Annotated in this window: 10 protein-coding genes; 6 read left to right on the top strand and 4 right to left on the bottom strand. The window is 43.6% G+C overall.

The features are described from left to right. Position 1 precedes the first annotated feature (1 nt). Positions 2 to 526: a type 1 glutamine amidotransferase domain-containing protein gene (locus tag MKY19_RS11650; RefSeq protein WP_339270601.1), complete on the bottom strand. Its 525-nt coding sequence runs from the start codon at positions 524 to 526 to the stop codon at positions 2 to 4. Positions 527 to 732: 206 nt separating this feature from the next. Between MKY19_RS11650 and MKY19_RS11655 the strand changes: the two genes are divergently transcribed. The 3 genes from MKY19_RS11655 to MKY19_RS11665 all read left to right on the top strand — a co-directional run bounded on the left by MKY19_RS11655 (position 733) and on the right by MKY19_RS11665 (position 3,245). Continuing rightward, on the top strand, positions 733 to 1,185 hold the full coding sequence (locus MKY19_RS11655) for a hypothetical protein (protein WP_339802926.1): 453 nt from the start codon (positions 733 to 735) through the stop codon (positions 1,183 to 1,185). Positions 1,186 to 1,449: 264 nt separating this feature from the next. Next, on the top strand, positions 1,450 to 2,460 hold the full coding sequence (gene ccpA / locus MKY19_RS11660) for a catabolite control protein A (RefSeq protein ID WP_042187330.1): 1,011 nt from the start codon (positions 1,450 to 1,452) through the stop codon (positions 2,458 to 2,460). A gap of 89 nt (positions 2,461 to 2,549) precedes the next feature. Beyond that, positions 2,550 to 3,245, top strand: a complete 696-nt coding sequence (locus MKY19_RS11665) for a 5'-methylthioadenosine/adenosylhomocysteine nucleosidase (RefSeq protein ID WP_339802929.1) — start codon at positions 2,550 to 2,552, stop codon at positions 3,243 to 3,245. 7 nt (positions 3,246 to 3,252) lie between these two features. Here the strand turns inward: MKY19_RS11665 and MKY19_RS11670 are convergent, their stop codons facing one another. After that, complete coding sequence (locus MKY19_RS11670; protein ID WP_076282937.1) at positions 3,253 to 3,885, bottom strand: GNAT family N-acetyltransferase; 633 nt, start codon at positions 3,883 to 3,885, stop codon at positions 3,253 to 3,255. A gap of 160 nt (positions 3,886 to 4,045) precedes the next feature. On the opposite strand from MKY19_RS11670, the gene acsA reads away from it, so the two are divergent. Beyond that, positions 4,046 to 5,770 carry an acetate--CoA ligase gene (gene acsA / locus MKY19_RS11675; protein WP_339247399.1) on the top strand — a complete coding sequence of 575 codons (1,725 nt, stop codon included), beginning with the start codon at positions 4,046 to 4,048 and terminating at the stop codon, positions 5,768 to 5,770. Between the two features lie 83 nt (positions 5,771 to 5,853). Here the strand turns inward: acsA and MKY19_RS11680 are convergent, their stop codons facing one another. After that, complete coding sequence (locus MKY19_RS11680) at positions 5,854 to 8,766, bottom strand: transglycosylase domain-containing protein (RefSeq protein WP_339802932.1); 2,913 nt, start codon at positions 8,764 to 8,766, stop codon at positions 5,854 to 5,856. 145 nt (positions 8,767 to 8,911) lie between these two features. Then, positions 8,912 to 9,511, bottom strand: a complete 600-nt coding sequence (gene rpsD / locus MKY19_RS11685; protein WP_042187338.1) for a 30S ribosomal protein S4 — start codon at positions 9,509 to 9,511, stop codon at positions 8,912 to 8,914. 399 nt (positions 9,512 to 9,910) lie between these two features. Here rpsD and MKY19_RS11690 point away from each other — a divergent pair, with 399 nt between their 5' ends. Both MKY19_RS11690 and MKY19_RS11695 read left to right on the top strand, forming a co-directional pair. Next, the gene (locus tag MKY19_RS11690) at positions 9,911 to 11,905 is read left to right on the top strand and encodes a diguanylate cyclase (protein ID WP_339802936.1); all 1,995 of its coding nucleotides are present in this window, start codon (positions 9,911 to 9,913) and stop codon (positions 11,903 to 11,905) included. A 133-nt stretch (positions 11,906 to 12,038) separates the two neighbouring features. Next, on the top strand, positions 12,039 to 12,905 hold the full coding sequence (locus MKY19_RS11695) for a hypothetical protein (RefSeq protein WP_339802939.1): 867 nt from the start codon (positions 12,039 to 12,041) through the stop codon (positions 12,903 to 12,905). The last annotated feature ends 80 nt before the right edge of the window (positions 12,906 to 12,985 follow it).

Below are 12,985 nucleotides of genomic sequence, written 5' to 3' on the forward strand. Positions count from 1 at the left end.
TTTATTCCCCAGCAAGAGCATCACAAAAAGCCTTGCCATAGGGCGGCAGATCTGGCGGGCGACGAGCAGAAATAATATGTCCATCCGTAACCACAGCTTCATCTTTCCATATCGCTCCGGCATTCTCCATATCATCACGGATACCGGGTGTGGAGGTGACGGTTACACCTTCCAGAATTTTAGCGGAAATTAATACCCAGCCTGCGTGGCAGATCTGCCCAATAGGTTTCTTAGCTGCATTGAAATCCTGTACTAGCTTTAGTACGGCACTGTATCTACGGATTTTATCAGGGGCCCAGCCACCAGGAACTAAAATCCCGTCATAATCTGCGGCATTAAGATCGTCCCAGGAGTACTCTGCTTTTGCAGGCACACCATATTTGCCGATGTATGTTTTATCTTTTTCCAAACCTGCCAAGTGAACCTCAGCGCCTTCTTCTCTTACTCGGTACACGGGATACCAGAGCTCCAAATCTTCAAATTCATCGTCTACGAGTGCTATGACCTTTTTTCCATCTAGTCTCATTTTGTTAAGCTCCTTTCGTATCACATGATCCTTCATATTCTATCAAATTTAAAATACGAAGTCATCTAAAGGGTTGTAAATTATAGACGAATTGCCAATTTAATCATTATATGCAATTAAAGAGGGTTTTAATCGAGGGAGGTCGAATATAGAAATTGAAAAGTCATACTTTGTACTTAATTCATTTCTTGCAAGAGGTGTAGAAGATGTATACAGATAACTTAATGGAGAAGTTGTGTAGCTGTGGTGGCCTCATGAACTTACATATGCATTCATTGATTTTTAATACGAGGGTGAAGATTACACATGTCCCTGTCTATACTTGTCCGAAATGTACTAGTTATGAGCCCTTGTCGTTTATTAAAGCAGATTTAGGAAAGTTAGTGAAAGAATTGAACGCGGATGTGCCAAAACAAGATTTTTCGTTTACTCAAAGAAATGAATTAGCTAGTGTCCTAAAAGAAGCTTTGACAGAGGTTATTGTCGGAGGATTTCAAGAATTAGAGTTGGCTATCCGAGAGACAATTCAGGCTAGAGTGGATATGTTACTTGATCTATACCGACTAGCTGAGGGGCTTAAAGACCAGAATTGGATGGAAGAAACTAGTCGAAGACTGTCTCAATTAACGTTCCAATCGACTAAAAACGCAAATTATTAAAACATTCTGTGAAAATAATGAAAAACTTTCACGGAATGTTGGATTTTTCACTCACTTTTTGTTACGATAGATAGAAGTTACATTATTGTGCTCGTGAATAGGGAAACCTACACTAGTCAAAAATTGTAATTAGGGGTTACGTCTTCAGCCTTGAAAGAAATTTTGAAAGGAAAATGAAGCGTTATCATTGCACAATTGTACAAAGTGTCGTATCATATTTTTAATTAGTCGAACGATAAAATTTATCGCAATGGAGAGAGTAATTTGACGGTAACCATTTACGATGTAGCTCGAGAAGCAGGCGTATCTATGGCTACGGTATCACGGGTTGTGAACAATAACCCTAACGTGAAACCGCAGACCCGGAAGAAAGTTTTTGAAGCGATTGAGCGTTTGGGATATCGTCCCAATGCCGTGGCGAGAGGACTTGCCAGTAAGAAAACGACAACCGTTGGGGTTGTCATCCCAGATATTTCAAACTCGATTTTTGCAGAAATTGCACGCGGGATTGAAGATATCGCGAACATGTATCATTACAATATCATATTGTGTAACGCGGATAAGCGTAAAGAAAAGGAAATCCGTGTCATCAATACCCTTTTGGAGAAACAGGTCGATGGTCTGCTCTTCATGGGTGGTACGGTAACCGAAGAACATATTCAAGCTTTCCAGACTTCTGCAGTTCCGATTGTCCTATGTGCTACACGGGATGAGAAGGGAACTTATCCTTCCGTTGACATCGATCATGAAACCGCTGCTTTTGATGCAGTGAATACTTTGATTCGTCACGGTCACCGAGAAATCGCAATGATCAGTGGTACACTCCAGGATCCTGCGAATGGATATGCACGTTTCCATGGTTATAAGAAGGCACTTGAACAGGCTGGAATCGAGTATCAAGAAGACTTGGTACGTATCGGTAACTACCGCTATGAATCTGGTGTCGAAGCTATGAAGTATTTCCTTGGACTCAAGAAGAAGCCAACCGCTATTTTTGCCGCAACCGACGAGATGGCTATTGGTGCAATTCACAGTATTCAGGATGAAGGCCTGAAGGTACCGGATGACTTCTCCATTATTAGTGTGGATAACATCCGTATGGCTTCGATGGTTCGTCCATTGTTGACAACTGTAGCCCAGCCTATGTATGACCTAGGTGCGGTAGCAATGAGACTTTTGACGAAACTCATGAAGAAAGAGACGGTTGAGAATCCGCGGGTTATCTTGCCTCATGAAACGATTCTCCGCTTGTCTGTTAATCATCTGAATAAGTAATTTAAGAACTAAACAGTATTTCCGTAAAAAGCTCCTTTTGGAGCTTTTTATGTTTTTTACAGAGTAAATCATCGGAGGAGGCGGTATCTTTGCCTGAAATAATCGGATTAATTGGTGCGATGGATGAAGAGATTAAGCTATTACTAGAAAGGATGGAGAATAAGGAGACGAAGGTCAAGGCAGGAATTCATTATTACATAGGTAATATATTAGGAAAGTCTGTAGTGCTCTGTAAATCTGGGGTAGGTAAAGTGAATGCAGCAGTTACGACACAAATTCTAATTGATTCCTTTGGTGTGTCTAGTGTCTTGTTTACTGGGGTTGCTGGGGCTGTGCATCCTGAATTGAATATTGGAGATATTGTTATATCATCTACTTGTGTTCAGCATGATATGGATGCTACAGCACTTGGCTTTTCAAAAGGTGAAATACCTTATCAGGATAATTCTGTCTTTCAGGCAGACCCTTCATTGGTACTCCTTGCTGAGAGGGCGTGTAACGAGTTAGGCCAAAAGTACTTGGTTGGCAAAGTACTTTCAGGTGATCAATTCATTTCTAATGCGAAGATTGTAGCCAAATTAAGAGAGGAATTGGACGGAGCGTGCGTGGAGATGGAAGGGGCGGCGGTTGCACAAGTGTGTGTGATGAACGCCACTCCCTTTGTTATTATTCGTTCGATGTCTGATAAGTCTGACGGGTCAGCAAATGTGAGTTTTAAGGAGTTCACGGTGGAAGCCTCAGGGCGCTCACATTCTATATTAGAATATATGCTGCAGCATCTTTAGTACTCGTTTAGTACATGAAGCGCTGTCTAAAGCGTACCCTGTCGAAAGTCTCCTGTGAGGACATAGGTACCTCTTGTCCAATACGAACCATTAGGCAGTTTGCTGGATGTGAACAGATTTCAGGATCATCCGTAGCATACCAAACCATATTTACAGTTTTCATTAGCCGCTCCATCATTTGACGATAAGCCCACACATCAAGCCCACTCCCTTTTAAATCCCAGTGCCAATAATACTCTGTTGTAAAGACGATACAATTCTCCAATTGCTCTTGCTCAAAAGCAGTGGAAATAAGCAGCCGGCCTAGTCCGGCTCCCCTATAATCATTACTCACCTCAATAGCTCCAAGCTCAATTAGATCCATCATTCCACCCTGTGACCAAAGCTCCATTTCATCCGGATAATGAAAGGTTACATAGCCTATTATAGTGCCATCCTCTACAGCTGTAATTATACGTCCTTCTGGCAGGCTAGCAATCTCTATGAGAGCTTCTTGCTGTTCAATCGGCTTGCGAAAGGCATCAAGATCATGATGCATGTGAAGGGCTTTAAGGTCCTCTGGAGATCGGGGGCCACTTATTGTTATTGTTCTACCTTTATATGAAAGCGTATGGGAAACAGGGATTTTACGATGCTCCATAGCCGTGCTCCTTTCGGATGATAAAATATGGAATGTAAACGTTTGCTATGTTATACTAATTCAGACATAAAAAATTCACATTCATTGCATTGACATCATTATCTAAGAGAAGAGTCTTACCCTTAAAGCTTAAATCAAACGAGTGAGGGAGGCAAGAGTGATGGGTCAAGTCCATAGCGAAATTTTGCCTGGCCGTGTGCAGAGCTCCAATATGTCTGATTACACCCAGGCAGTAGCCAATTTTAAGTGGGAGGATGTTGAACGTAACTTCTCATGGTATGACACTGGAAAGGTTAATATGGCACATGAAGCAGTGGATCGCCACGTTCAAGAAGGACGGGGAGCGGCAACGGCCCTGCTCTACAGTGATGCGGTGCGGGATGAATCCTATACATTTGCCGATCTGCAGGAACGGTCGAATCGGTTCGGAAATGTATTGCGTAAATATGGTATCGGTAAGGGAGATCGGGTATTTATTTTTATGCCTCGTCAACCGGAACTATATTTTAGTTTACTAGGTATTCTGAAGATTGGGGCAATAGCGGGCCCTCTGTTCGAAGCCTTTATGGAAACAGCAGTTAAGGACCGGCTGGAAGATAGTGGTGCGGTTGCTTTGGTTACTACACCTGAACTACTTCATCGTGTGAAGCGAGATGAGCTTCCGAATTTGCGTCATATTTTTCTAGTAGGCGGTACCTCTGATATCGAGCAAGGTAACTTAGGTTTCACTGAGGAGATGGATAACGCGTCTTCTGAGCTCGAATTGGAATGGCTTGACCTGGACGATGGCCTTATCATGCATTATACATCAGGTTCTACAGGAAAACCTAAAGGCGTTTATCATGTGCAAAGAGCAATGATTCAACATTATTATACAGGTAGAGTGGTGCTGGATCTACGTCCAGATGATATTTACTGGTGTACAGCTGATCCAGGCTGGGTGACAGGAACATCTTACGGAATATTTTCTCCCTGGTTAAATGGGGTAACGAATGTCGTGAGAGGGGGACGCTTTAGTCCTCAGGATTGGTATAAGACGATTGAACGAAATAAGGTTAGTATTTGGTACAGTGCACCTACAGCATTTCGTATGTTGATGGGGGCAGGAGAGAGTTCAATTCAGGGAATTGATTTGAGTAGCCTGCGCCATGTCCTGTCTGTTGGAGAACCGTTAAATCCTGAAGTCGTGCGATGGGGAGATAAGTTCTACAACCAGCGCATTCATGATACCTGGTGGATGACAGAGACGGGAGCGCAACTGATCTGTAATTATCCTGGAATGGATATCAAACCAGGTTCTATGGGCCGTCCGTTGCCAGGCATTGAAGCAGCGATTTTAGATGATCGAGGCAATGTTCTCCCACCATTCTCAATGGGGAATCTTGCAATACGGACGCCTTGGCCATCCATGATGAATTCGATCTGGAACAATAAGGCGAAGTATGAGGAGTATTTCCGCATTCCTGGTTGGTACATTTCTGGTGATTCTGCTTATATGGATGATGATGGATATTTCTGGTTTCAAGGACGGATTGACGACGTTATCAACTCTTCTGGTGAGCGTATAGGACCTTTTGAAGTGGAGAGTAAATTGGTAGAGCATCCTGCTGTGGCAGAAGCGGGTGTAATTGGTAAACCAGACCTGGTGCGTGGGGAAATTATCAAGGCTTTCATTTCGCTGAGAGAAGGCTATACTCCTACAGCTGCTCTCAAAGAGGAGATCGCGGCATTTGTCAAAGCCGGACTGTCTGCGCATGCTGCGCCGAGAGAGATCGAATTTAAGGATAAACTTCCTAAGACACGATCAGGTAAAATCATGCGGCGTGTATTAAAGGCTTGGGAGCTTCATCTCCCAACTGGCGATTTATCAACGATAGAAGATTAGAATGGATCATAAAAAAACACCGTTCCCTAATGAATTCAAGGGAACGGTGTTTTGCTGTGTGAAGTTATTCTTCGGACTACCGGTTAATGGTTTCCAGTCGTATTGCCGGCTGTACCACTATTACTGTTTCCGTTACTGCTACCTTCGCCAGATGGCGTTGAAGTAGGCGTCGGTAGAATGGTTCCAGGAATCTCGATATCCTCTCCTGGTGTACTCTCAGAGCCTGTAGGAGGCGTTGTCTCCGGTTGCTGATCTGGAGTTGGTGTTGCTTCTGGAGTTGGTGTAGTGCCTCCAGCAACGCTACCAGAAGCTGTCTCATTACCTGCGACATCAACAGCGCTGACATAGAATGTTGCATTGGCACTCGCAGGTGTTCCTGGTGAGAATACCTTGCTCTCGTCAGCCATAATTACAGCTTGCTTCTGGAATGACCCGCCGTTTAAAGAACGGTATAAGCGGTACCCTACTACATCTGGAGAGCCGCTTGGGGAGAAGCTGATCACAGCTTTTCCAGTGCTGTATGAGACACTTACATTTCCAGGAGCAGAAGGCGAAGTACCGTCGTCCACGCGTGGATCGACTTCAGTAGGGAAATCTGTCTTAGCATCGGCTGGCATATAATACTCCAGCGATTTATGCTCCTTCATCTTAGGGAAGGCTGCCAAGAGCTCCTTAACTAATTCCTGGATCGGCTTTTCACGTTTAACGACGATTTTTTCTTTCAGGAAATCCTCCGGTGTACCTTCGAGTGGGATATAGTTGACGCCATTGTAAGTAATATACTTGGCTTTGGAAATCCCATCGTCGCTCTCTTTAGGTACATATTTCGCATTGAAAAGATCCGTTGTGAATTTGTCAGTTAGAGCCGTTGGCAGCTTACCGCTGTATGCGGAAACTGTCTTTTTGGTAATTCCTTCAGGTTGTGTGAATTTGTCTGTAACGAACAAGTCTGGCTGCTTATCGATAACAGCATTCATGACTTTAGCCCATAAGGTCTGTGCTTGTCGTTTTTGTGTATCTCCTGTAAGGGTATTAATTTGTTCCTTATAACCAACCCACATGCCAAGTGTGACATCAGGGGTGTAGCCCATGAACCAGACATCTCCATAGTTCTGAGTGGAGCCAGTCTTACCTACAATAGGAACGTCTTTAAAGTGTTTATAATCTCTTCTTACTGTGCTTGCAGTACCTTCTGTGATTACTGTACGCAGCATATCGGTCATTAGATAAGCAGTTTGCTCAGAGAATACTTGTTCAGGGTTAACTTTGTGCTGATAAACGATCTTGCCTTCCGAATCCACAATCTTCTCAATCATATAAGCATCATTAAATGCTCCCTTATTGCCAATGGCGGAATAGGCATTGGTTAATTCCTCAACGGATGTACCGTATCGAAGACCACCTATAACCCCAGTCTGCGCTCTGTAATCATCTTCGGTGAGTGTAGTGATCCCTAGCTTTTTAGTAAAGGCCCAAGCATCCTCTATTCCGACCTTCTCGTTAAAAAGTTTAAGCGCCGGTAGGTTGAGGGATTTATTAAGTGCATAGCGAGCCGTAACTAAACCCTGATAGCGATTGTTAGCATTTTTAGGGATATGGAAGCCTTTCCCGCCATCCTTCAAAATGATTGGAGCATCATCTAAGATTCCAGCAGGTTGAATCAGTCCTGCATCTAAGGCAGGTAAGTATGCTGAAATCGGCTTCATCGTTGAGCCGGGTTGCCGGACCATTTGGGTTGCGTAGTTCATTTGCTCGATATTAAAATCGCGGCCCTCAATCATACCGAGAATGGCTCCGGTCTTGTTGTTGATCAAAATGCCAGCCGTCTGTTCAACACCTTTTGTTTTGCTGTCCTTGGTGAAATTACTACTATCTTCGGAAATACTGTGCATTGCACTGTATACTTTCTTATCAATAGTGGTATAGACTCGGTAACCGCCGGTCATTAACTGTTGTCTTGCTTCCTCAAGAAGTACGGCATTATCACTAGAGCTAGTGGTATCAGCTGTACTGTTATTCTTTTCATTTAGTGACAAAAGAATCTCAGATGCTTTACGCTCCGTCTCCATCATTAGGTATGGATATGTAGCATAAGCTTTCTTAGTGTGAGGAGCGAGAGAGCTTTTAATATCAAACTTGAGTGCTTCATCATATTGGGAGGTAGTGATCTTGTTCTCCTCTAGCATACGACGAAGTACAAGCTGTTGACGATCCATAGCTCTATTGAACGCCTTTGCGTTGAATTCTCCAACGCCATTGAATGCTGAATAAGCGGAGGGGAGCTGTGGAAGACCGGCCAAATACGCCGCTTGGGCAATATTCAACTTGTCTAGATCATCCAGACCGAATATACCTTTGGATGCAGCTTTAATCCCAAATACGTTATAGCCATTCGAGCCATTACCGAACGGAACCTTGTTCAGATAAGCCGTTAAAATCTCTTGCTTGGTCAAGAAGCGCTCTAGTCTAAGTGAAAGTAGAATTTCTTTTGCTTTACGATCTTCTGTTCGATCCAGATTGAGAAATACACGTCTTGCGAGCTGTTGAGTAAGTGTACTGCCTCCGGTCTGAACGGATTCATTTAATATCTTTTGTTTGACGGCACGTAAGGTGCCTTTGAAATCCACGCCATTATGCTCATTGAAATTATTGTCCTCTATAGCGAGAACTGCATCAATAATAATCTGGGGGATGTCGTTGTATTGAATGAGCCTTCGATCTTCTTCTGTACGAAGCTGGCCGATCGGTGCGCCATCACGGAAGTATGCGAATCCGGTGATCGCATTTTGTCCGACTTGCTGTTGAATCATTTCCTCAGAGCGAACAGGTTCATCTTTCACCATGGAAGTGACGTATCCTGCTGCTGCACCACCGACGAACAGAATGCCTATTATGCCAAGAATAAACATCCACTTAACTACAGAACCGAACCTGCTAAGCCCAGATCTGCGGGGTGAAGGCTTCTTTACGTTTTTTTTCTTGTTCTCTTGAACCATCGACGATAATTCCTCCTTTTAACGGAATTATTATAGCACAAATTGGCGATTTTGAATGCAGTCGGAGTGTTCATTACCTATTAGAATAACAAAAAGCCTCCGGATAAATCCGGAGGCTTTGGTCATACTCGCTATAAACGAGATATTAACGGTTGTAGAACTCGACGATTTGTTTCTCATCGATATCCTGGGAAAGCTCGGAACGTTCTGGCAAACGAATGTATTTACCTTCGAAAGATCCTTCAGCAGATTCCAGGTAAGCTGGAAGGTGGGAACGGTTAGCAAGAGCTTCTTTGATGGAAGCCATGCTTTGGCTTCTTTCGCGAAGACCGATAACGTCGCCCAAGCTTACACGGTAAGAAGCGATGTCGACTTTTTTGCCGTTAACAGTTACGTGTCCGTGGGATACCAACTGACGTGCACCAGCACGGGAGTTAGCAAATCCAAGACGGTAAACTAGGTTGTCCAAGCGGCTTTCAAGCAAGAACATGAAGTTTTCGCCCGCAAGACCTGGAAGCTTTTGTGCTTTAGTGAAGAGAGTTTTGAATTGTTTCTCTCCCAAACCATACATGTGACGCAGTTTTTGTTTTTCCAAAAGCTGCATTCCGTAGTTACTTACTTTTCTGCGTTGGTTAGCTCCGTGTTGTCCTGGTGGAAAAGGGCGTTTCAAGTCTTTTCCTGTACCGCTAAGGGAAATTCCCAGACGGCGGCTGAGTTTGAATTTAGGTCCGGTGTAACGTGCCATGTTATAGTAGACTCCTTTATAATTGAAATTTCAGGGTAGGGCCTATTTGCGCCGCATTTCGTATCCGTGATTAGCATTAATGGCTTCCACACTGCCAGGGAAGTTCAGCCGCTGCCCTGGCAGTAACGAAATGCGTGAGGGTGACACAACGTTACGCCCAAGTAAGACTTGTTACAGTCTTGTTCAACAATAAATATTATATGAATACAGTATATAAAGTCAAGCGCTTATTAAAAGAGTTTTTGTCAATCTTTGTCGATAGTTCTTTGGTCCTAAAAAAAAGTCCCGGAAATGATGAAAATATAATGCAATGCACAAAGAAAGGGAGTAAAATATAGTTAATTAGTTGTTACTAGTGAAGATAGTTTTCTTAATCAAGATGCAAAGGGGATCTTCGTTATGTCAGAGCAGAAAGCATACGTCCATAAAGACAGCCGTATGCTGTTACAGGACAACTTATACGCTAGTAGAGATTCCGAAGATCCCACCGCCTGGCTTAGGGAAACGGAAATAGTAACGCATGACTTCCCTTATCTAGCAAATTTGATTGCAGACAGTTTCAATGAATGGTTTGGTGGGCTCAATGCCCTTCCATTCTCTAGATCATGGGAATGGTGTGTGCTGAATTTTGAAGGTAAATATATAAACAATAGTTTGGATCAACAAGAACTATGGAGGCAGCAGTGGGAACAGGCGGCGGCTTCTAGCTTGATTTCAGAAACAATCTCTGCCGTTCCGTTAACCGTAGAAGGTAAGGATCTGAGTTTTTTTACCATACCGCTATTCACTCGCGTCGACAATAAAATTTTTGCTTTTTTGGGCTGTTCTATGCCTACGCAACAATATGAAATGGGTGGACGAGATACTGCAGAAGCTATGTCGCTGCATTACCGCACCTGTTTTTATCATAAGTTTGAACATATATTTGTAGCTGATCTTGCAAGTACCCATATTCATGCAGAACGTGAAAGCAATCGTCGTTCATTGTTATTTCAGATTGTTCAGCGGATGCATGACAATATTGATGTAGATGCTGTACTTTCGGAAGTCATTGATAGCATCTCTGCGATGTATCCTGGAGCCAGACTCGACCTGTATATGTCACAAGATCATCGCAGCACTAATCCGCAGGTCAAACCGTTACCTTTCCACATGTCCAGTGATGATGTCTGTGCCAGGGCGTTTAAGGATGGACGTGTTGCGCTGCACACTAGTGATGAAAATCACCGAAATGTAGAAATAGGGCTTCCGTTAGGTGGTAAGCAGGGGGTTTATGGGGTATTCCATATGGTGATGGATAATCCAATCTTCCCTGACGTTGATTTACGGTTTCTCACAATGGTAGCCGATACGGCAGGGACTGCTTTTGAGAACGCCAAGCTTTATGAGCGCTCCAATCAGCTAATCCGTGAGCTTCGCATGAGTAATGAGCTTACCCAGCGTTTGAATCAAAGCTTGCGTTTAGGCGATATTTTTCAATTTGCGTTTGAAGAGCTACTTGAAATGTTTGGTGCAGATTACTGCTGTATCTTACATATGAATGAGGAAAAGGGTGGCCTAGAAGTTATTGCCTGCAACCATCCCTCATTGCAGAATGAAGTATTAGAAGTAGGGGCAGGTTTAGGTGGAAAGGTGTATTCCACAGGTGAATCACTGATCATGTCTGACTACATAGATAATCCTAAGACAACTTCCCGACTAATGAATGCTACCGGTTCGCAGTCGTTGATTGCCACACCTCTTAGTGTGGGTGGAGAAGTGCGAGGTGCGATTATGCTGGCACATCGAGATTCTCATTATTTTTCCTATGACAACTACAGGCTATTGCAGGCGATGGCGGGACATATTGGTCTAGCAGTAGGTAACGCCAGGCTACATGCTGAAGTTAGACGTCTTGCGAATAGAGATAGCCTAACGGGTCTCTATGCTCGTCATTATTTGGACGAAGAGATAAAAGAAAGACAGTCTACGGACTTCTGCGGTTGTTTAATTGTTGTGGATATTGATCAGTTCAAAATCGTGAATGATACCTATGGTCATCAAAAAGGCGATAAGATTCTAAAAGAGGTTAGTGAAATTGTGAAATCTTCCATCCGTCAAGGCGACATTGCTGCGAGGTGGGGTGGGGAGGAGCTCTCCGTTTATTTACCGTTAATGGGAATGCAGCAGGCGGGTTATGTAGCTGAGCGTATACGCAAACGCGTTATGGAAGAAACTGAACCTAGTGTAACGGTATCCTGCGGAATAGCGGAATGGAGCTGGATGGACGATCGAGTAAGTGTTGAGTCATTATTTTATCGAGCGGATATGGCGCTGTATAAAGCTAAGAATAACGGCCGGAACCAAGTTGTTTTTGATACGAAAGAAAATGATAGCAATATTAAGAACCCGTGAGGTAAGCCTCATGGGTTCTTTTTTTATATGCACAGTTATTCTGGCTCTAATTGCGGTATAAGGCTTGCAGGAAGGGAGAACCCTATACGTGGGTTGTACTTAAGTAAAATACTCCGAGAAAGGCCTGAGGTCCGTGAGAAAGCTATTATTACTTAAGGGAGGAGTCCCTCTAGTTCTGACACTGTATTGCCTGTTATGTAGCGGATGTAGCGTCATAAGAGACAAACCTGCGAAGGAAGATTTAAGTTTGGCGTTGGCAGGGATGGCTGGAAGTGATGAGGTTGTTTTTGAAGGGGCGAATATGCTGAAACGAGGGGGAACAACGGTTCCTGAATCCTTATTGTTCTACGGAGGCACAGTGGAGGATCATAAAAAGGTCAAGCTGTACACGCTTCTTCCAGATAAATCTATGACCAAAAAAGCAGCAGCTGATGGCGTTAAAGACTTAAAGAGTAGCGCATATGCTCTGAAACCTTATTACAGTCAGTTAGAGAAAAAAGAGGGCAGATGGGAACTTCAGACTACTGAAAATTCCTCGGAGGAGGGAAATCCATTACCTGCGCTAAATCCGCTAAAGCAACTCGAGGAGCTTGAGTCCATGGAGACGAGTGTAACCGAAGAGGCTGGAGCAGGCAGAGGGACAAGTGTGCTGCGAATCGAATTGACCCCTTCAGAGGCTAGAAAGCAGCTGTCTGCTGAATTGGAAAAAGAAATGCAGAACCTTCGTCCTAAAGTCCCCGAATCCGCTGAGAACAACACAGAGGCTGATCAGGCAGTGACGAAAGCTTTGGAGAAGCTGTGGCAGAAGAAAAATAATGAGCTACAGCAAAAGCTGAAACAGGCTAATGTTGAAACGGTCTACCACCTAACGGTTGATAAGAAGCATAATCTTCCCAGAAGGCTTACCTTGAATCGAAAAGTAAGCTATTCCGGTGAAATGATGAATAAATCTGAAAATGAAACTTATGTATCTAAGGTGGATTTCACAGGTTACCGTTAATCTTTACATGGTTATGCAGGTCTTGCGCTCCATAAAGGGCGTGCTACAATAGAACAGCATGCTTATTTTTCAGACAGAGG

Source organism: Paenibacillus sp. FSL R5-0744 (assembly GCF_037972555.1).
Classification (GTDB): Bacteria; Bacillota; Bacilli; order Paenibacillales; family Paenibacillaceae; genus Paenibacillus_AQ.